Annotated in this window: 18 protein-coding genes; 6 read left to right on the top strand and 12 right to left on the bottom strand. The window is 71.0% G+C overall.

Annotated features, from left to right (window positions below):
* Positions 1 to 153: 153 nt before the first annotated feature.
* Positions 154 to 1365 (bottom strand): sensor histidine kinase, encoded by a 1212-nt coding sequence (locus ACFWW9_RS36180; protein ID WP_390386825.1) that lies wholly within the window; start codon positions 1363 to 1365, stop codon positions 154 to 156.
* A gap of 158 nt (positions 1366 to 1523) precedes the next feature.
* Positions 1524 to 2399, bottom strand: coding sequence for a LysR family transcriptional regulator (locus ACFWW9_RS36175; protein WP_390386824.1), 876 nt, complete (start codon positions 2397 to 2399; stop codon positions 1524 to 1526).
* A gap of 60 nt (positions 2400 to 2459) precedes the next feature.
* On the opposite strand from ACFWW9_RS36175, the gene ACFWW9_RS36170 reads away from it, so the two are divergent.
* Complete coding sequence (locus ACFWW9_RS36170; protein ID WP_390386823.1) at positions 2460 to 3308, top strand: LLM class F420-dependent oxidoreductase; 849 nt, start codon at positions 2460 to 2462, stop codon at positions 3306 to 3308.
* 74 nt (positions 3309 to 3382) lie between these two features.
* On the top strand, positions 3383 to 4957 hold the full coding sequence (locus ACFWW9_RS36165; RefSeq protein ID WP_390386822.1) for an alkaline phosphatase D family protein: 1575 nt from the start codon (positions 3383 to 3385) through the stop codon (positions 4955 to 4957).
* A 37-nt stretch (positions 4958 to 4994) separates the two neighbouring features.
* Here the strand turns inward: ACFWW9_RS36165 and pgl are convergent, their stop codons facing one another.
* The 6 genes from pgl to tkt are packed head-to-tail and all read right to left on the bottom strand — an operon-like array spanning position 4995 to position 13203.
* Positions 4995 to 5735, bottom strand: coding sequence for a 6-phosphogluconolactonase (pgl, locus tag ACFWW9_RS36160; protein ID WP_390386820.1), 741 nt, complete (start codon positions 5733 to 5735; stop codon positions 4995 to 4997).
* Positions 5732 to 6832, bottom strand: coding sequence for a glucose-6-phosphate dehydrogenase assembly protein OpcA (gene opcA, locus ACFWW9_RS36155; protein ID WP_390386819.1), 1101 nt, complete (start codon positions 6830 to 6832; stop codon positions 5732 to 5734). The genes pgl and opcA overlap by 4 nt, the downstream gene beginning before the upstream one ends.
* Complete coding sequence (zwf, locus tag ACFWW9_RS36150; RefSeq protein ID WP_390386818.1) at positions 6829 to 8379, bottom strand: glucose-6-phosphate dehydrogenase; 1551 nt, start codon at positions 8377 to 8379, stop codon at positions 6829 to 6831. The genes opcA and zwf overlap by 4 nt, the downstream gene beginning before the upstream one ends.
* Positions 8376 to 9989 (bottom strand): glucose-6-phosphate isomerase, encoded by a 1614-nt coding sequence (locus ACFWW9_RS36145; RefSeq protein WP_390386817.1) that lies wholly within the window; start codon positions 9987 to 9989, stop codon positions 8376 to 8378. The genes zwf and ACFWW9_RS36145 overlap by 4 nt, the downstream gene beginning before the upstream one ends.
* Before the next feature lie 8 nt (positions 9990 to 9997).
* Complete coding sequence (gene tal, locus ACFWW9_RS36140; RefSeq protein ID WP_390386816.1) at positions 9998 to 11110, bottom strand: transaldolase; 1113 nt, start codon at positions 11108 to 11110, stop codon at positions 9998 to 10000.
* Positions 11107 to 13203: a transketolase gene (gene tkt, locus ACFWW9_RS36135; protein ID WP_390386815.1), complete on the bottom strand. Its 2097-nt coding sequence runs from the start codon at positions 13201 to 13203 to the stop codon at positions 11107 to 11109. The genes tal and tkt overlap by 4 nt, the downstream gene beginning before the upstream one ends.
* Positions 13204 to 13488: 285 nt before the next feature.
* On the opposite strand from tkt, the gene ACFWW9_RS36130 reads away from it, so the two are divergent.
* Positions 13489 to 14412 carry a heme o synthase gene (locus tag ACFWW9_RS36130; RefSeq protein ID WP_390386814.1) on the top strand — a complete coding sequence of 308 codons (924 nt, stop codon included), beginning with the start codon at positions 13489 to 13491 and terminating at the stop codon, positions 14410 to 14412.
* An 85-nt stretch (positions 14413 to 14497) separates the two neighbouring features.
* Positions 14498 to 14758: a hypothetical protein gene (locus ACFWW9_RS36125; RefSeq protein ID WP_390386813.1), complete on the top strand. Its 261-nt coding sequence runs from the start codon at positions 14498 to 14500 to the stop codon at positions 14756 to 14758.
* Here the strand turns inward: ACFWW9_RS36125 and ACFWW9_RS36120 are convergent.
* Positions 14755 to 15582: an SDR family NAD(P)-dependent oxidoreductase gene (locus ACFWW9_RS36120; RefSeq protein ID WP_390386812.1), complete on the bottom strand. Its 828-nt coding sequence runs from the start codon at positions 15580 to 15582 to the stop codon at positions 14755 to 14757. The genes ACFWW9_RS36125 and ACFWW9_RS36120 overlap by 4 nt on opposite strands.
* Before the next feature lie 75 nt (positions 15583 to 15657).
* On the opposite strand from ACFWW9_RS36120, the gene ACFWW9_RS36115 reads away from it, so the two are divergent.
* Positions 15658 to 16089: a MarR family winged helix-turn-helix transcriptional regulator gene (locus tag ACFWW9_RS36115; RefSeq protein WP_390386811.1), complete on the top strand. Its 432-nt coding sequence runs from the start codon at positions 15658 to 15660 to the stop codon at positions 16087 to 16089.
* On the opposite strand, the gene ACFWW9_RS36110 is transcribed toward ACFWW9_RS36115, so the two are convergent.
* From ACFWW9_RS36110 to ACFWW9_RS36100, 3 genes are read right to left on the bottom strand one after another with little or no spacing between them, the layout of a single operon-like run.
* On the bottom strand, positions 16061 to 16723 hold the full coding sequence (locus ACFWW9_RS36110; protein ID WP_390386810.1) for an HD family phosphohydrolase: 663 nt from the start codon (positions 16721 to 16723) through the stop codon (positions 16061 to 16063). The two genes, ACFWW9_RS36115 and ACFWW9_RS36110, sit on opposite strands and share 29 nt — an antisense overlap.
* A 49-nt stretch (positions 16724 to 16772) precedes the next feature.
* Positions 16773 to 17417, bottom strand: a complete 645-nt coding sequence (locus ACFWW9_RS36105) for a hypothetical protein (RefSeq protein WP_390386809.1) — start codon at positions 17415 to 17417, stop codon at positions 16773 to 16775.
* 5 nt (positions 17418 to 17422) lie between these two features.
* Entirely contained in the window at positions 17423 to 18430 is a 1008-nt protein-coding gene (locus ACFWW9_RS36100; protein ID WP_390386808.1) for a hypothetical protein, read from the bottom strand.
* A gap of 219 nt (positions 18431 to 18649) precedes the next feature.
* On the opposite strand from ACFWW9_RS36100, the gene ACFWW9_RS36095 reads away from it, so the two are divergent.
* Positions 18650 to 19246, top strand: coding sequence for an FKBP-type peptidyl-prolyl cis-trans isomerase (locus ACFWW9_RS36095; protein ID WP_390386807.1), 597 nt, complete (start codon positions 18650 to 18652; stop codon positions 19244 to 19246).
* Positions 19247 to 19327 lie beyond the last annotated feature (81 nt).

The following is a 19327-nucleotide window of genomic DNA, read 5'->3' as shown; positions in this document are numbered from 1 at the left end:
ATGCGCCAGCACCATCGCGGTCACCAGCTGGCCCGCCGATCCCGTCGTGGCCACCAAGCCCCGGCGCCACTCTTGTCGCGGTCACCAACTGGCTGTCAGCACCGCCGTGGTCACCAGTTGGTTGCTGGTCCCGTCGTGTCTTGGGCTTTGTGGTTATCGCAGGGTGGGGATGGCGATTCTGACTGTGAAGCCGCCGTCGTCTGTTGGGCCGGCTTCGAAGGTGCCTTCCAGGAGGTTGGCGCGTTCCTTGAGGCCCATCAGGCCGTGGCCGCCACTGGGTAGTGGTGGGGTTGTGCGGGGGGCTGGTGGGGGGCCGTTGTGGACTTCCACGCGTAGTTCGTCGTCGTTCAGGTCGACCCGCACCGTCACCGTTGCGCCGCCCGCGTGTTTGCGGATGTTGGTCAGTGCCTCTTGAACTGTCCGGTAGGCCGCGCCGGAGATGGGGGCGGGCATGGGGGCTGAGCCCAGGACGGTCAGGTTCACGGGCATGCCTGAGGTGGCGATCAGTTGTGGCAGTTCTTCCACGCCGGGTTGGGGGGAGTCGTCGCCGCTGGTCGTGCGGAGCACGCTCACCAGTTGGCGCAGTTCGTCCAGGGTTCGGGTGCTGAGCATGCGGATCGTGCCCGCTACCTGCTTGGCGTTGGCGTCGACCGAGGCGACTCGGAGTGCGCCCGCTTGCATGGCGATGAGGCTGACCTGGTGTGACACGACGTCGTGCATTTCGCGGGCCAGGCGGGCGCGTTCGTCGGCGCGGATGGCGTGGGCGTGGAGGAGGCGTTCTCGTTCGCGGCTCACGGCCAGTTCGGCGATGCGGGTGGACAGCTCCTCGCGGGCGTGGGCGAGGAGGGCGATGGCCAGGGGGAGGCCCGCCACCAGGCAGCCGTAGATGGCGTTGTGGACGTGTTGTTGCCACTCGGCGGCGAGGAACTTGTCCGGTGGCCACCAGAAGAAGCGGGCCGCCCAGACGAGGGCGGCTCCCACGAGCGTTTGCCAGCCCAGGGCGCGGTAGCGGGCGACCGTGCCCAGCGCGATCATCGCCGCCAGCTCGGACCAGCCGACGAAGAAGCCCGGCACCGTCAGCAGGAGGGTGAGGAACGGGAACCTGCGGCGCAGCACGAGCGCGGCCGCGGCGACTCCGGACAGGACGAGCGAGTACATCTCCGCGTCGCGGTTCCAGCTGTAGCCGAGCCACACGTCGGCCGCGCCGATGAGGACCGCGGCGATGTCGAGCAGCACTTGCCGGTGCTTGGCGACCCACGTCCACCGGCCGCGCGCGGCGGGTGGGGCCGCGAGCGCGGGCACGTCGGCCTCTGGCCGTCTGCGCACCGCGTTGCCGACCAGGACCCGACCTCCAGAGTCACCCAATTGCCGATCCTCACCGTACTGCGCCGGTGTCACGGTTGGCATGGCCGCCCCTTCGCCCCGGCGCACCTGACGTGCCCCGTTACTGATGGAGACGAGTCGACCACGGGAACGGGACGTTCCACCCCGGAGTTCATGACACAAATGTGCGGACGCACACGTCATGCGCACAAACAGCGCACGCAGGACTCGACGAACACCCGCACCGCGTCCCGCCGATCGGCGGCACGCCACACCACGGCCAGCTCGCTCGGCGGCAGGCCCGTCACGGCCCGGTAGACCACGTCCTCGCGCTGGCCCGCGTTGCCCTCGCCGAGCAGCACCACGCCCAGCCCGGACGCGACCGCCTCGAACGTCTCGTCCGCCGTGGCCGCCTCCGCCGCCACCCGCGCGGGCCGGGTGCGGACGTCCTCGGCCAGCCAGAAGCCGCGGGCCCGCCCCGCCGAGGCGGGCAGGGCGATGAACGGCTCGTCCAGCAGGGCGTCGAACGGGACCACGTCGAGCGTCGTGAGGTGGTGGGCGAGCGGTAGGGCGACCCAGCGGTCCTCCGTGCTGACCACCCGCCACGCGAGGTCGCCGCCCGCGGGGACCGGCAGCCAGGCGATGGCCACGTCCACCTCGCCCGCGCCCAGCCCCGCCGTCGGGTCCGCCCACGACACCTGGCGGAAGTGCAGCCGCCAGTCGGGCAGCAGGTCGTTCATCCTCGCGGTCACCGACGGGATCAGGCCGCGGCCGATCCGGGTCTGGAACCCCACGGTGAGGGTCGTCCCGCCCAGGCCCGCGATCGCCTGCCGCGCCCCGTCCCACTCGGCGATGATCGCCCTGGCGCGGGGGAGCAGCTCCTCGCCCGCGGCGGTGAGGCGGACGGTCCGGCGGTCGCGGTCGAACAGGCTCGCCCGCAACGACTTCTCCAGTTGGCGGATCTGCTTGCTCAGCGCGGGCTGGGACACGAACAGCCGCTCGGTCGCCGCCCTGGTGAAGCTCAGCTCCTCCGCGATGGCCACGAAGTAGCGCAGGTCCAGGATCCTGGCGTCCATAACTCGAGGCTATAACAGCGGATCTTGGACGTCCGGTGACGGGCGGACGACGATTCGGGCATGGAACTCGGTGTGTTCGGACTCAACGCCAAAGCCGCTGTGCCACCACGGGAAACCGCTCGGCTGGCCCGTCTCGCGGTGGACCTCGGCTACACCTCGTGGTGGGCGGGCGAACACGTCGTCCTGCCGACCCCGCGCACCCAGGCCTCGCCGATGGACCCGCTGGACCCGATCCTGGACCCGTTGACGCACCTGGCCTTCGTCGCCGGGGTGACCGACCGCCTCGACCTGGGGACCGGCATCGTCATCCTGCCGCAGCGCAACCCCGTGGTGCTCGCCAAGCAGGCCGCGAGCCTCGACGTCCTCAGCGGCGGCCGCTTCCACCTCGGCGTCGGGGCCGGGTACCTGGAGCCGGAGATGACCGCGATCGGCGTCCCGATGGCCGACCGCGGCAGGCGCACGGACGAGTACCTCGACGCGATGACCGCGTTGTGGAGCCAGGAAAACCCGAGTTACCAGGGGAAGTACGTCTCGTTCGACCACGTCGACGCCCACCCCCGCCCGATCGGCGGGCCCAGGGTGCACGTCGGCGGGCACAGCCCGGCCGCGTTCCGGCGTGCCGTCGCCCGCGGTCACGGCTGGATCGGCAACGGCACGAGCCCGGCCGACCTGAAGGGCCACCTGGAAGGTCTCGCGCGGGCGGCGAAAGAGGTCGACCGGCCCGCGCGGCTCGGCGACCTGACGATCACCTTCATGCCGGTCGACCCGGTCGAGGTCTCCGCGGACGACGCGAAGGAGTACCGGGACCTGGGCGTGGACCGGCTGCTGGTCTACCCGTTGCCACTGGAGGACCCGGACGCCATCGCGGTGTTCCTGGAACGCCGGGCCGAGTCGCTGCGTGGTATCTGAGGGAGGCTCGCGATCGTCCCCGTGTTCGCTAAAGTGCCTGCGTCAGCAGGGGGATGATCAAGGGGGGCTCTTCCATGGCCGAATTCGTGCTGAACAGGCGTCAGGCGCTGGTGGGGGTGGCCGCGACCGTCGGCGTCGCGCTGGCCGGGTCGCCGTCCGCCGTGGCGGAGACCGCGGACCCGTTCGCGCTCGGCGTCGCCAGCGGCGATCCGCTGCCGGACGGCGTGGTGCTGTGGACGCGGCTGTTCCGGGAGTCGGGACCGCTGCCGGACCGCGCGATCCCGGTGGGGTGGCAGATCGCCGAGGACGAGCGGTTCTGCCGGGTGGCGCGGTCCGGTGTGGCGTTGGCCCGGCCGGAGTTCGCGCACTCGGTCCACGTGGACGTGCGCGGCCTGCGGCCCGGCCGGGAGTACTTCTACCGGTTCCGCTCCGGCGCGGACGTGAGTCCGGTGGGGCGCACCAGGACCGCAGGGTCCGACGACCGGCTGCGGCTGGGAGTGGTGTCCTGCCAGGACTTCCAGAACGGCTACTGGCCCGCCTACCTCGGGCTGGCCGCCGAGGACCTGGACGTGGTGCTGCACCTCGGCGACTACATCTACGAGAACGACCCCGGCAGCCGGTTCGCCGACCGGGTGCACACCACGCCGGAGACGCCGGGGCTGGGCCAGTTGCGCACGCTCGCCGACTACCGCGCCCGGCACGCGCAGTACAAGGGGGACCCGGCTCTGCGGGCCGCGCACGCCGCGCATTCCTTCGTGTCCACTTGGGACGATCATGATGTCGAGTCCAACTACGCGGGGCTGATCGACGAGGCCGACGACACCGGTGCGAAGCACCAGTCGCCGGAGGAGTTCGCGCTCCAGCGGGCCGCTGGCTACCAGGCGTACTACGAGCACATGCCGATCCGGGCGACCCTCGTGCCGGGGTCGAGCGGGCTGCGGATCTACCGGCGGTTCGACTTCGGTCGCCTGGTGCGGCTGAACGTGCTGGACACCCGCCAGTACCGGACGCAGCAGCCCGGAGGGTTCCCGGACAACATCGGGCCCGAGCAGCCCGGTGTCGGCAACACGGCGGGGACGCTCACCGGCGCGGAGCAGGAGGCGTGGCTCGCCGAGGGCCTGACCGGCTCGCCCGCGCGGTGGAACGTGATCGCGCAGCAGGTGATGATGGCCCGCACCCGGCTGCCCAACCCGTTCCCGCCGCACGTCCCGCCGACCCTGGTCAACCTCGACCAGTGGGACGGGTACCAACCGCACCGCGAGCGTTTGCTGCGGTTCCTCGGGGAGTCCGGGGTGGCCAACCCGGTCGTGCTGGCGGGGGACATCCACTCGACGTGGGTCAACGAGCTGCGGACGAACTTCGACGACCCGGCGTCCGCGCCCGTGGCGGCGGAGTTCGTCGGCACGTCGATCAGCTCGGACTTCCCGGCGGCGCTGGACGGGCCGGTCAAGGCGGCGAACCCGGTGCTCAACCCGCACGTGAAGTACTTCGACGGCCTCAAGCGCGGCTACCTGCGGTGCGAGGTCGACCGGGACCGGTGGCGCACGGACGTCCGCACCGTCGCCACCATCGACGTCCGGGACTCGCCGACCACGACGGCGGCGTCGTTCGTGGTGGAGGCCGGGAGCTCGGTGGTCCACCCGGGTTGATGGGGGGGCGGCTTCCCGTGGTACGCCGCCCCCGTTCCTACGCCTTCGCGGCCGCGGTGGTGTCGAGCAGCCACCGCGTGGCGACCTGGCCGGTCGCGCCCGCCGCGGGCAGGTCGACCTCGCCCGCGCCGGTCAGGGCACTGGCGACCGCTTCGGCCTTGGCCTCACCGGTCGTCATCAGCCACACCTCGCGCGCCCGCCGGATCGCGGGCAGCGTCAGCGAGACGCGGGTGGGCGGTGGCTTCGGGCAGTTCCGCACCGCGACCACCGTCCGCTCCTCCTCGTGCACGGCGGGGGAGTCGGGGAAGATCGAGGCCACGTGGCCCTCTTCGCCGACGCCCAGCAGCAGCACGTCGAACCGCGGCACGGCCCCGTCGCCCGCCGCGGCGAGCACGGCCGCGTAGGCCTCGGCCGCCGCGTCGGGGTCGTCGCCGAACTCGCCGTCCGACGGAGCCATCGCGTGCACGCGCGCGGGGTCCACGGGGATGTGGTCCAGCAGCGCGGCACGGGCCTGGGTCTCGTTGCGGTCGGCGTGCCCCGAGGGCAGGAACCGCTCGTCGCCCCAGTAGAGGTCGACGCGGCTCCAGTCCACGGCGTCCAGGCCCGGCAGGGCGCGGAGGTGCTCCAGCACCGCCGTGCCGGTGCGGCCGCCGGTCAGCACGAGCGACGCGTCGCCCCGTGCGGACTGGGCGTCGACCAGCGCGGTCAGCAGCCGGGCGGCCGTGACGGCGGCCAGCAGGCTGCCGTCACGGTGCACCACCACCTGCGGGTCCGTCACGAGGACGTCTTCGCTTTCGCGGGCTTCTTCGCCGCCTTCGGCGCGGAGGACCCGTTCGCCTCGGGCGACGCCTTCGTCTCGGCCTCGGCCTTGGCCGCCGCCTTCGCGCTGGCCGGGACCTTCGCCGCCGCGGGCTTCGCGGCGGGCTTGCGGGCCGCGGGCTTGGTCGCCGGGGTGCGGCCGCGGACGACCTTGCCCAACGACTTCAGCGCCAGCTCGTACACCTCGTCGGGGTCGAGGCGGCGCAGCTCCTCCGCGAGGCAGTCGCGGATGGAACGGCGTTGCAGCGCCACCCGGCGTTCCGGCTGGCCGGGCTGCACGAGCGTGCCCACCCGGCCGTCCGGGCGCGACAGCTCCACGCCACCGGACTTGCGGTCGAGCGAGACGAGGCAGATGCCCTCGCCGCGCACGGCCTTGGTGCGCTTGACCGGGATCTTCAGCCCGGACGCCAGCCACGCCGCCAGCAGCTCGGTGGACGGGGAGTCCGCCTCGCCGCTGACCTCGGCGTCGGTGACCTTCTCGTAGGGCGGGAGGTCCAGCGCGGAGGCGAGCATGGCCCGCCACAGCGTGAGCCGCGTCCACGACAGGTCCGTGTCGCCCGGCGTGTAGGCGGTCCGGCGCTGCTCCAGAGCCTTGATCGGGTTCTTCTCCGCGGCGGCGTCGGTGATCCGCCGCTGGGCGAGCACGCCGATCGGGTCCTTCGCGGGCACCGCGGGCGCCTCGAAGGGCCACCACGCCACCACGGGGGTGTCCGGCAGCAGCAGCGGGACGACGCAGCTCGCGCCCTCGTCCGCCAGCTCGCCGTACAGGCGGAGCACGATGACCTCGCTGGCCCCCGCGTCACCGCCCACCCGGATCTGCGCGTCCAGCCGGGGCGACGCCTTGCGGGCGCCGCGGGCCACCACGATCACCCGGCACGGGTGCTCGCGGCTGGCGTCGTTGGCCGCTTCCACGGCCTCCTCGGTCTTCTCGCCGTCGTCGGTGACGATGACGAGCGTCAGGACGCGGCCGAGGGTGACCGCGCCACCCTCGTCGCGCAGCCGGACCAGCTTGCTGTTGATGCGGGAGGTGGTCGTCGACGGCAGGTCGATGATCACGGTCGCCTCCAGTTGCGCCCCGTGCGGGCGACCATCTCGTCGGCGGACGGCGGACCCCAGGTGCCCGCCTTGTACGGCTCGAGCTCGGGCTCGTCCTTCTTCGCCCAGTGCTCCAGGATCGGGTCCAGGATCTCCCAGGACAGCTCGACCTCGTCGTTCTTCGGGAACAGCGACGGCTCGCCGAGCAGCACGTCGAGCAGCAGCCGCTCGTACGCCTCGGGCGACGACTCGGTGAACGCGTGGCCGTAGCCGAAGTCCATCGTGACGTCGCGGACCTCCATCGTGTTGCCCGGCACCTTCGAGCCGAACCGGATGGTGACGCCCTCGTCGGGCTGCACGCGCACGACGAGCGCGTTCTGGCCCAGTTCCTCGGTCGCGGTGTCGTCGAACGGCAGGTGCGGCGCGCGCTTGAACACCACGGCCACCTCCGTCACGCGACGGCCGAGGCGCTTGCCGGTGCGCAGGTAGAACGGCACACCCGCCCAGCGCCGGGTGTTGACGCCGACGGTGATCGCGCCGAACGTCTCGGTCTTCGACTCGGGCGAGAAGCCGCCCTCCTCCAGCAGGCCGGGCACCTTCTGCCCGCCCTGCCAGCCGCCGGTGTACTGGCCGCGGGCCGACGTCTCGCCGTACGGCTGGACCGGCTTCGTGGCCGACAGGACCTTGACCTTCTCCGCCCGCAGGTCCGCCGGGGCGAAGGAGACGGGCTCCTCCATCGCGGTCAGCGCCAGCAGCTGGAGCAGGTGGTTCTGGATCACGTCGCGGGTCGCGCCGATGCCGTCGTAGTACCCCGCGCGACCGCCGAGGCCGATGTCCTCGGCCATGGTGATCTGCACGTGGTCCACGTAGTTCGCGTTCCAGATGGGTTCGTACAGCTGGTTCGCGAAGCGCAGCGCCAGGATGTTCTGGACGGTCTCCTTGCCGAGGTAGTGGTCGATGCGGAACACCGACTCCTCGGGGAAGACGTCGTTCACGGTCTTGTTGAGCTGCTTCGCGCTCGTCAGGTCGTGGCCGAACGGCTTCTCGATGACCACGCGCCGCCACTGCGACGGGTTGTCGCCGGGCGGCTTCGCCAGACCGGACCGCTTCAGCTGGTTGATCACCAGCGGGAACGCGCTCGGCGGCACCGACAGGTAGAACGCGTGGTTGCCGCCCGTGCCGCGCTCGCGGTCCAGGTCGGCGACCGTCGCGGCCAGGTTGTCGAACGCCGTGTCGTCGTCGAAGCTGCCCTGCACGAAGCGGATGCCCTCGGCGAGCTGCTCCCACACGGCCTCGCGGAACGGGGTCCGCGCGTGCTCCTTGACGGCCTGGTGCACGACCTCCATGAAGTCCTGGTCGGCCCAGTCGCGGCGGGCGAAGCCGACGAGCGCGAAGCCCGGCGGCAGCAGGCCGCGGTTGGCCAGGTCGTAGATGGCGGGCATGAGCTTCTTGCGCGACAGGTCGCCCGTCACGCCGAAGATCACGAGCCCGCACGGCCCCGCGATGCGCGGGAGCCGCTTGTCGCGGGGGTCGCGCAACGGATTGCGCCACCTGGTAGACGTCGTCACGAACCGTCCTCCTGAATGGCTTCGACCAGCTGCGCCAACCCGGCGACGCGGTCGGTGAGGTGCAGGCGCAGCACCGGTCGGCGGCTCGCGAGCACCTGGCCGTCGCCCAGTGCCTGCGCGAGTTGCAGGACGCTGAGCGTGTACGGCCGGTCCGGGACCTCCAGGTCCACTTCGGACGCGCCGGTGATCTGCAGGAAGACGCCGTTCTGGTGTCCGCCCTTGTGGTACTGCCCGGTGGAGTGCAGGAACCGCGGGCCCCAGCCGAACGTGGTCTGCAGGTGCGACTCGCGGGCGATCTCGGGGCGCAGCAACGCGAACGACGCGTCGTCGAGCCGGTCGAGGTACGCCTGCACGGACACGTAGCCGTGGTCCGGCGCGGCGGCGATGAGCGCGGTGATCGCGTCCGCCACCGTCTTCACGTCGGTCGGCAGCCAACCCTCGCTCGGGTAGACCTCGACTGGCCCGTCCACGAACGCGGGCGTGACCGGGTCGGCGGCCGGGGCGTCCAGCAGGGAGCGGGCGGCCTTCTTGGCGGCCTCCACGTCCGGCTGGTCGAACGGGTTGATGCCGAGCACCCGGCCGACGATCGCGGTCGCGTACTCCCACAGCAGGAACTGCGCGCCGAGCGAGCCCTCCACGGCCACCGACGACGACCCGGTGGCCGGGCCGATCGCGACGGTCGTGGCGTCGGAGCGCGCGTCGACGAAGCCGGGCGCGCCCGGACCCTCGACCGCGACCGGCAGCAGGCCGGTGCCGTTCTTGCCGGTGGACTCGGCGATCAGCTGCTCCGCCCAGTCGGCGAAGCCCTTGATGCCCGAGCCGGAGTCGGCGAAGACGACCTTCTCCGCGCCGTGCGCGTGCGCGGCGGCGAACGTCGCGGCGAGCACGATGGCGGGGTTGTCGGGGGAGTCCGCCGCGAGCAGCTTCGCCGCGTCGGCCGCCTGGTCGAGCAGCCCGCCGATGTCCGCGCCCGCGAGACCGGACGGCACGAGGCCGAACGCGGTCAACGCCGAGTAGCGGCCGCCGACGTTCGGGTCGGCCAGGAACACCTTGCGGTAGCCCAGTTCCTTCGACAGCGACTCGAACGGCGAGCCGGGGTCGGTCACCACGACGATGCGCGACGCGGCGTCGATGCCCGCGTCGGCGAACGCCTTGGCGAAGATCCGCCGGTGGCTGTCGGTCTCGACGGTGCCGCCCGACTTCGACGACACCACGATCACGGTGCGCTGGAGGTCGCCCGCGAGCGCGTCGGCCACCTGCGCCGGGTCCGTGGTGTCCAGCACGACGAGCGGGACGCCCGCCGTGCCGGTGATCACCTCGGGGGCCAGCGAGGAGCCGCCCATGCCCGCGAGCACGACCCGGTCGACGCCCTCGGCGTGGAGTTCGCCGCGCAGCGCGACGATCTCGTCCACCAGCGGGCGCGACGACTCGTGCAGCGTCGTCCACGACAGCCGGATGGCCGACTCGGACTCGGCCTCGGGACCCCACAGGGTGGCGTCCTTCGCGGTGAGCTTGCTCGCCACGCCGTCGGCGACGAGGTCGCCGACGATCGTGTCGACCTGGTCCTGGTTGGGCGTGCGGACGATCTCCACGGAGATCACGTCGGTCATGTGGAGGCTCAGCCCTTCGCCTTGTCGAGCTGGCCGGTCACGGTCTCCAGCAGCTCTTCCCAGGACTTCTCGAACTTCTCGACGCCCTCGGTCTCGAGCACGACGAACACGTCGTCGATGTCGATCCCGGCCTGCGCCAGCGAGTCGAAGACCTCCTGGGCCTCGTCCGCGCCACCGGTCACGGTGTCGCCGACGACGTTGCCGTGGTCGGCCACCGCGTCGAGGGTCTTCTCCGGCATGGTGTTGACGACGTTCTCGACCACGAGCTCGTCCACGTACCGGGTGTCCGAGTAGGACGGGTCCTTCACGCCGGTCGACGCCCACAGGGGGCGCTGCGCCCGCGCGCCGTCGGCCACGAGGGCCTCCCAGCGCTCGCCCGCGAAGACCTCCTCGTAGGCGGCGTACGCGAGGCGGGCGTTCGCGATGGCGGCCTGGCCGCGCAGCGCCTGCGCCTCGGGGGTGCCGAGCTTCTCGATGCGCTTGTCGATCTCGGTGTCCACACGGGACACGAAGAAGGAGGCGACCGAGTGGATGGTGGACAGGTCGTGGCCGTTGGCCTTCGCCTGCTCCAGGCCCGCGATGAACGCGTCCATCACGTGGCGGTAGCGCTCGGTGGAGAAGATCAGCGTCACGTTCACGCTGACGCCCTCGGCGAGCACCTTGGTGATGGCCGGGATGCCCTCGACGGTGGCGGGGATCTTCACCATCAGGTTGGGGCGGTCGACCGTCTTCCACAGGTCGAGCGCCTCGGCGATCGTGGCGTCGGTGTCGCCCGCCAGGCGCGGGTCGACCTCAAGGGACACGCGGCCGTCGACGCCGTCCGTCGACGCGTACACGTCGCGGAACAGGTCGCACGCCGTGCGCACGTCGGTGGTGGTGATCTCCTTGACGGTGGCCTCGGTGCTCGCGCCGCGCGCGGCCAGCTCCCGGACCTGCTCGTCGTAGGACTCGCCCTTCGACAGGGCGCCCGCGAAGATCGTCGGGTTCGTGGTCACGCCGACCACGTTCTTGGTGGCGACCAGCTCGGCGAGGTTGCCGGACTTGAGCCGCTCGCGGGACAGGTCGTCCAGCCAGATGGAGACGCCCGCTTCGCTGAGCGCGACGAGGTTGGGGTTGCTCACTTGCTCTCCTCCACATTCCGCAGCGAGGTGCGAGCCGCGGCGACAACGTTCTCGGTCGTGAAACCGAACTTCTCGAACAGGGTCTGGTAGTCGGCGGAAGCGCCGAAGTGCTCGATCGAGACGATCTCGCCCGCGTCGCCGACGTAGCGGTACCAGGACTGGGCGATGCCCGCCTCGACCGCGACTCGCGCCTTGACCGACGGCGGGATGACGCTGTCCTTGTAGGACTTGTCCTGCGCCTCGAACCACTCGACGCACGGCATGGACACGACGCGGGCGGGGGTGCCCTCGGCCTCGAGGACCTTGGCCGCCTCCACGGCGATCTGGAGTTCGGAGCCCGTGCCGATCAGCACGACCGACGGCGTGCCGCTCGAGGCCTCGACCAGCACGTACCCGCCCTTGGACACGCCCTCGTACGAGGTGCCCTCCAGGGTCGGCACGTTCTGCCGGGTCAGCGCCAGGCCCGCGGGGGTGGCGTTCTCCAGGACCGTGCGCCACGCGAACGCGGTCTCGTTCGCGTCGCCGGGCCGGACCACGGCGACGCCGGGGATGGCGCGCAGCGCGGAGAGGTGCTCGATCGGCTGGTGCGTCGGGCCGTCCTCGCCGAGGCCGATGGAGTCGTGCGTCCACACGTAGGTGACCGACGCCTGCATGATCGCGGCCAGTCGCACGGCCGGGCGCATGTAGTCGGAGAACACCATGAACGTGCCGCCGTACGGGCGGGTCGGCCCGTGCAGCGCGATGCCGTTGAGGATCGAGCCCATCGCGTGCTCGCGGACGCCGAAGTGCAGCGTGCGGCCGTACGGCTCGGCGCTCCACATGCCGGTGGAGATGCTCGGCGGGCCGAACGACTTCGCGCCCTTGATCGTGGTCAGGTTGCTCTCGGCGAGGTCGGCGGAACCGCCCCACAGCTCCGGCAGCACCTCCGCGATCGCGTTGATGACCTCGCCGGAGGCCTTGCGGGTGGAGGTGCCCTTCGCGTCGACCGGGTAGGTCGGCAGCGAGTCGGTCCAGCCCTCGGGCAGCTTCTTCGCGACGAGCCGGTCCAGCAGCGCCTTGCGCTCCGGGTTCGCGGCGGCCCAGGCGTCGAAGCCCTTCTGCCACTCCGCCTTCGCGTGCTCGCCGCGCTTGCCGACCTCGCGGGCGTGGGCGAGGACCTCGTCCGCCACCTCGAAGGTCTGCTCCGGGTCGAAGCCCAGCGCGAGCTTGACGCCCTTGATCTCCTCGTCGCCCAGCGCCGCGCCGTGCGCCGCGCCGGTGTTCATCTTCTTCGGCGAGGGGTAGCCGATGATCGTGCGCAGCAGGATGAACGACGGGCGGTCCGTCTCGGCCTTGGCGGCCTTCAAGGCGGCCTCCAGCGCGACCACGTTCTCGCCGCCCTCGACGACCTGCACGTGCCAGCCGTACGCCTCGTACCGCTTCGCGGTGTCCTCGCTGAGGGCGATCGTCGTGTCGTCCTCGATGGAGATCTTGTTGTCGTCGTAGACGACCGTCAGGTTGCCCAGCTGCTGGGTGCCCGCGAGCGAGGAGGCCTCGGACGTCACGCCCTCCTCGATGTCGCCGTCGGAGGCGATGACGAAGACGTCGTGGTCGAACGGGCTCTCGCCGGGAGCGGCTTCCGGGTCGAACAGGCCGCGCTCGCGGCGGGCCGCCATCGCCATGCCCACGGCGGACGCGAGACCCTGGCCCAGCGGGCCGGTGGTCATCTCGACGCCGTTGGTGTGCCGGTACTCGGGGTGGCCGGGGGTCTTGGAACCCCAGGTGCGCAACGCCTTCAGGTCGTCCAGCTCCAGGCCGTAGCCCGAGAGGAACAGCTGGATGTACAGGGTCAGGCTGGAGTGGCCCGCGGACAGCACGAAGCGGTCGCGGCCGATCCAGTCCGCGTCGGCGGGGTCGTGCCGCATGACGCGCTGGAACAGGGTGTACGCGAGGGGGGCAAGGCTCATCGCCGTGCCGGGGTGGCCGTTGCCGACCTTCTGCACGGCGTCGGCCGCGAGAACGCGCACCGTGTCCACCGCTCGCTTGTCCAGCTCGGTCCAGTCATCGGGCAGATGGGCCTCGGTCAACCGGGTGATGTCGTCGCTCACGGACACGGACACAGCTCCACTCTCACGTTGGCGGAAACGGCCTTCTCCATCGATACAGTCGGCTCATCCCCGCGGGTTCCCTCGTCCTCCTCTCAGCCTAGTCCCGAGGGTCCGCAAGTGTGATCTGAGCGCGTGCCGACACGACTGTGTGTGTCGGCACAAGGGCATACGGAATACCAATGCGTTCCGTTCAGGACCAAGGTCCCGGTCGGGCGGCCACCCGGCCGGGTGGCGCCGGGGCCTCGCGGTTACGATTCCGGCATCCCCGACCTGGTAGAGGAGTGCGTCGCGATGAGTGCCGTCACCGAGGCCCCGGCGCGGTCGCCCCGACAGGTCGTGGGCGCCTACGTGGCGCTGACGAAGCCCCGCGTCATCGAGTTGCTGCTGATCACCACCATCCCGGCGATGCTGCTCGCCGCGCGCGGCGTCCCGCCGCTGTGGCTGATCGCGTGCACGCTGACCGGCGGCACCCTCGCGGCGGGCAGCGCGAACGCGCTCAACTGCTACGTGGACGCCGACATCGACTCGGTGATGAAGCGCACCACGGCCCGGCCGCTGGCCCAGCAGACCATCCCGCCCCGCAACGCGCTGATCTTCGGCGTCGTGCTCGGCGTGCTGTCGTTCGCGTTCCTGTGGATCACGACGAACCTGATGTCGGCCGTGTTCGCCGTCGCGACGATCCTCTTCTACATCTTCGTCTACACCCTGGTGCTCAAGCGGCGCACGTCGCAGAACATCATCTGGGGCGGCATGGCGGGCTGCATGCCGGTGATCATCGGCTGGTCGGCCGTCACCGGCACCGTCGAGTGGCCCGCGCTCGTCATGTTCGGCGTGATCTTCTTCTGGACGCCCCCGCACACCTGGGCGCTCGCGATGAAGTTCAAGGAGGACTACGCGCGAGCGGGCGTCCCCATGCTGCCGGTCGTGGCGACCGCCCAGCAGGTCACCAGGCAGATCGTCATCTACTCCTGGATCACCGTCGTCTGCACCCTGCTGCTGGCCCCGGTCACCAGCTGGATCTACGTGTCGATCGCCGCGGTGTCCGGCATCTGGTTCGCGGTCTTCGCCCACAAGCTGCACAACGTGGTCCGCAAGGGCGGCTCGACGAACACGATGAAGTTCTTCCACATGTCGAACCTGTACCTGATGCTGGTCTTCTGCGGCCTCGCTGTCGACGCGGTCGTCGGCCTGCCCGTGCTCGGGTGGCCGTTCTAACTCCTTCGGGTGAGTGCCCGTAGCGATCCCCGCGTGGCCCCGATAGTCCCGGTGACCGGGATGTCGTGTCGGGAGGGTGTGCGTGGTGGGGTCCGCTGAACTGGTGGTCGAGGCGTTGACGGCGCGTGCCTCGGCGGGGGAGTCGTGTTGGACGTCGCCTGAGGTCGTGGACTCGTCCGCGGCGTTGAAGGCGTTGGCGTGCAAGGCGCTCGGGGACGGTGGGGAGGCCCTTGTGGAGCGTCCCGCCGTGCACCGCGAGGAACTGGTGGTGGCGTTGGGGGATCCGTGCGCGGCGCTGGTGGCCGCGGCGCGGGAGGTGTTGGCGGCGTTGCGCCGCGAGGGTTAGAGCAGGGCCGCCGTGGCGTCCCACAGCGCGCGTTGCACGGCCTCGGGGCGGCCCGGTTCCGGGCAGTCGAGCGGGCGGGCGTCGCGGACGGAGAAGTAGCCGCCGTTCGCCAGGGCCGGGTCGACCGCGAGGCGGGTGATGATCCCGGCACCTCGGCGGGGGTCGCCGACCTTGAGTCCGGTGAGGACCTTCTCCAGCACGCCCGCGAACGGGAGTTCCCTGCCGAGGCCGCTGGTGTTGAAGCCGGGGTCGCAGCAGAGCGCGGTGACGTCCGTTCCGGCGAGCGTGCGGGCCAGGTGCTGGCTGAACATGATGTCCATCAGCTTCGTCCGGCCGTAGAGCGCGGAGGACTCGCGTCGGGTGAACGGGTCGACCAGCGTGAGGTCCCGCGCGGGGTCGATCCCGCCGGAGCGGCGCGCGGCCTCGGAGGCCACGGTCACGACGCGGGACGGGCCCGACGCCACGAGCTTGGCGCGCAGCGTCTCGGTCAGCAGCCACGGCGCGAGGTAGTTCACGGCCGTCATCTCGGCGAAGCCGTCCACGGTCGTCCGCTGGGAGAACGCGTGCAGGCCCGCGTTGTTGACCAGCACGTCGATCCGCTCGTACCGGGCGTCGATCTCCGCGCCCACCCGGCGGACCTGGGCCATCGAGGACAGGTCCGCGAGGAACACGTCCGCGCCGGTCTCCGCGCGCAGGGCCTCGGCTTTCGCGGCGCTGCGGGCGACGACGCCGAGCCGGACGCCACGGCGGGCCAGGTCGAGCGCGACGAGCCTGCCCAGGCCGTGGGTGGCCCCGGTGACGACGACGACGGGTTGGTGCGGCACGGCGACTCCTCGAAGGTATCGTGAGGTACCTCAGCAATGTAGCACCGATGAGGTACCTCACGACTTGGAGGACGCGTGGACGCCGAAGAGGTCGGGCTGCGCTACCTGGAACTCGCCCACCGGGTGCGCCGGGCCGTCGACGAGCGCATGGTCGGGGCCGGCCTGTCGCTCGCGCGCACGAAGACGCTGCGCGTGCTCGCCGACCGGGGACCGCTGCGGCAGGCCGAGCTGGCGGCGGAGTCGGGCACCGCGCCGCGCTCGGTCACCCAGGCCGTGGAGGCGCTGGAGCGGGACGGGCTGGTCGAGCGCGCGCCGGACCCGGACGACGGCCGGGCCAAGATCGTCGCGCTCACCGCGGCGGGCACGGCGGCGCTCGCGTCCGGGACCGACGCCGGGAACGAGGCACTGCGGGGGATCTTCGGCGGACTCGGCGAGGAAGGGCTGGCGGCCCTCGCCGACCTGCTCGACGCGCTGGCCGCTAGGACACCGCCGCCAGCAGGTCCGTGACGCACGGGTCGTCCAGGGACTCGACGATGCACTGCCACAGCTCCAGGTTCGCCGTCGCCCACCGCGTGTAGGTGGCGGCCGCCTCGGGGTCGTAGAAGTAGTAGCCGTCGTCCTGCTTGTCCTGCTGCTCGCCGACGATCTTGTGCGCCAGCTCGCGCAGCGTGATGCCGTTCTCCAGCAGGTACTTGTGCGCGAGCACCACCGGCGTCACCGGCAGCGCCTTGAACAGCGTGTCCGCGTCGGACAGGGCCTGCGCCTCCAGGCTGATGTCCCGGTGCCGGGTGCGCATCTCCGCCTCGTCGACGATGCGGTCGATCCACTCCGCCGTCCCGAGGTCCACACCGGCCTCGGCGAGGATCTCCTGCCGCAGGTCGCTGCCCTCGGAGGCGGGGGAGTTGCGCCGGACGACGTAGTTCACGTCGTGCACCAGCGCGGCGACGTGCACCACGTCGACGGAGGAGCCGTTGCGCTCGGCGAAGTGCACCGCCTTGTCGCGCACGAAGCTGACGTGGTGCCAGCCGTGGAACTGGAGCCGGGGAGCGAGGCGCGTGCACAACTCCCACACGCGCCGCTCCACATCGGCCAGGACGTCGGAGGTCAGGACATCGGACGGTAGTGCGTTTCGGACACGCATCGGAGCCCTCCCTAGTGGGTGGGCCGATGGTAGGTCCCTCCGGAGATCCTTAGAGCTGGTTCGTCAGTTCCTCCAACCGCGACTCGACCGGCACGTGCCGGTGGCTGGTGAGCGTGTCCGGGTCGTACGAGAGGCTCCACGGGCTCACCGCACGGGACTTGACCAGGAACGTCATGGTGTCGTCCTCGGCTCGCGGGATGCGGTGGAACTCGTGCGCCAGCATCGTGCCGGTGGCCCCCGTCGGGCACTCGGCGCGGCGCAGCAGCGCCGCCGACAGGATGGTCCGGTCACCGTCGCCGAGCCGCGCCGTGTAGCGCTCGTGCAGGTAGCCGCCCGACAGGATGGTCGTGCAGAAGTGGTACCGGTGGTTGTGGACGGAGTCCGCGTACCCGTGCCGCCAGTCCCGCTGCGGTTTGTACTCGTGCAGCCAGAACGTGAACGGCTCGGTCGGCTCGTCGCGCAGGCACCAGGCGAAGTGCGTGGTCGTCTCGCGCGAGCGCGTGACGAGCAGCCGCTCCTCCTGGGGGCCGAGGGTGCGCAGGTGGCGCCGCAACCCCTCCCGCAGCCCCGGTTGGGCGGCCCACCCGTCGAACACCGGTCCGACTTCCCACCGGTCGACGGCAGGGGGACCGGCCGAGGTGATGGTGGACGCGAGGTCGAGCAGACAGGCCGTCCCGGCCAAGTCGATGGTCACCGCTATCAGCTCCCCAGCTGAGCAGAGGCCGAGAATTCCCGGCGAAAGGTGTGGAACTTCTCTTCGAGTGATCGGAAGCCGCTGTCGGTCAGCGGCGCACCGGTGATCTTCTCGAACAACGCCTGGAATTCCACGCGAGTGGTGTTCGGTCGGATCACGAAGTGCTGGCCCGCCCGCGAGTTGCTGACCCGGAGGAATTCGGCCCTTTCCATTCCGTAGAGGAACGAGCCTTCCGAGAAGCGCAGCGTTCGCGGGTAGAGCCGGACCACGCCCGCGCTCGTGTTGCTGTAGAGCGTGAGCCAGGCGCTGTCGTCGAACAGCTCGAGCCGGTCGAGCGGCGGGTCGGAAATGATCGTCACGTCGATCCGGTTGCACCGGCCGCGCGCGACGAACAGGCCCACCAATCCGATCGAGATCTGTTCGCGCAACTCCGACTGGATGGAGTCGTAGTCGCCGTCGGCGCCCTCGTTGCGCAACAGGTACCGCGCCCGGCCGCCGATGGCGCTGCCGTCGCGCGGGTCCGCGAGCACCGCCCGCAGCTCGCACTCCGACTGCGAGAGCAGCAGCCTGCACGCCGCGTACCTGCCCGCGAAGCCGCGGAAGCAGTACAGCCGGGTGCGGTCGAGGTCCTGCGTCATGACCTGGTTGAACGCCCGGTCGGGCAGCGCTGTCGGCTCGAACACGTGGCTGGGGAAGAACTCGCGATCGAGCGCGCGGTACTCGGCGGTCAGTTCCTGAAGGGCCTTCCGGCTCTCTTCGACGACAGGGGTGACGAGCGCCCTCTGCGTCGCGGAACTCGTCAGCAGCGTCTGCCCGAAACCGACGACCGCGGAGATCATGGTGCCGGTTCCGATGGAGTTGAGAAAATTCTTGAACGTTCCCGGATCCATACCGCTGGACACGGTCAGGCAGATGCCCGAAGTGACTACTAGGCTCAGCAGGAGCAGGCCTGTTCGGGTCCAAAACAATTCCTGCAACAGGTTGCTGCGGATGCCTCCGGCGTCCGCGGACACAAGTTCACCTCCTAGGTGCGCACCCGAACGGATGAATGCGTTGAGTATCCGATCGAGCGCGAGGAGTAACTGTACGCCTGGGGTTCGACCAGCGATAGCCGCAATTAGTGGCGCATTCCGGGCGAACTCCGCCGCGGTGACCGCGCACGGTGAACGCCGTTGGGCCGGCGGTGGGCCTGGGCGTCAGCCGGTCGGACGCTCCACCTAAGCTCCGCAACCATGCGTACTGTCGGCCGTACGGCCCTGATCCTCGCTGCACTGCTGTCCGCCGGGCTCTCCGTCACCGCCTGCACGGCGAGCGACCGCGCGTCCACCGCCACCGGCGGCGCCTCCACGCCCGCCGCGACGGCCCCCGCGGCCACCAAGGCGCAGCCGACGGCCGTGTCCCCCGCCAGCGGCCCGCCCTGCTCCCCGGACGACTTCAAGGTCGAGGGCGCGCTCGGCGCGAAGCCCACGATCACCGTGCCCAAGGGCTGCAAGCCGCAGGACGGCCTGCTGGTCAAGGACATCGAGGTCGGCACCGGACCCGAGGTCAAGCAGGGGTCCACGGCGACGGTCAACTACGTGCTCAACACCTTCAGCGACCAAAAGTTCCGCGAGTCGTCCTACGACGGCGGCAAGCCGTTCCCGGTCACGCCCGTCGGCCAGGCCCCGGTCATCCAGGGCTGGAACGAAGGCCTCGTCGGCCTGAAGGAAGGCGGCCGCCGCCTGCTCGTCGTGCCCGCCGACAAGGGCTACGGGCCGACCGGCCAGGGCGACATCCTGGGCGGCGAGACCCTGGTCTTCGTCGTCGACGCCGTCAAGGTCGAAGGCTGATCCGACCGATCGCACGGAGAAGGGCCCGTCCGGACCTTCGGCAGGGCCCATAACCCGTGGCGCGAGAGGGGATCAGAACCA

Origin of the sequence: Umezawaea sp. NPDC059074 (genome assembly GCF_042738955.1) — a bacterium.
Lineage (GTDB): Bacteria > Actinomycetota > Actinomycetes > Mycobacteriales > Pseudonocardiaceae > Umezawaea.
The sequence above is the reverse complement of the archived record's forward strand: the minus strand, read 5'-3'. Positions and strand labels throughout refer to the sequence as shown.

Bases quoted from the DNA above. Each gene is read 5' to 3' on its own strand.
- ACFWW9_RS36175 (WP_390386824.1), bottom strand. From the start codon at position 2,399: ATGGACGCCAGGATCCTGGACCTGCGCTACTTCGTGGCCATCGCGGAG.
- ACFWW9_RS36170 (WP_390386823.1), top strand. From the start codon at position 2,460: ATGGAACTCGGTGTGTTCGGACTCAACGCCAAAGCCGCTGTGCCACCA.
- ACFWW9_RS36165 (WP_390386822.1), top strand. From the start codon at position 3,383: ATGGCCGAATTCGTGCTGAACAGGCGTCAGGCGCTGGTGGGGGTGGCC.
- ACFWW9_RS36145 (WP_390386817.1), bottom strand. From the start codon at position 9,989: ATGACCGACGTGATCTCCGTGGAGATCGTCCGCACGCCCAACCAGGAC.
- ACFWW9_RS36130 (WP_390386814.1), top strand. From the start codon at position 13,489: ATGAGTGCCGTCACCGAGGCCCCGGCGCGGTCGCCCCGACAGGTCGTG.
- ACFWW9_RS36110 (WP_390386810.1), bottom strand. From the start codon at position 16,723: ATGCGTGTCCGAAACGCACTACCGTCCGATGTCCTGACCTCCGACGTC.
- ACFWW9_RS36095 (WP_390386807.1), top strand. From the start codon at position 18,650: ATGCGTACTGTCGGCCGTACGGCCCTGATCCTCGCTGCACTGCTGTCC.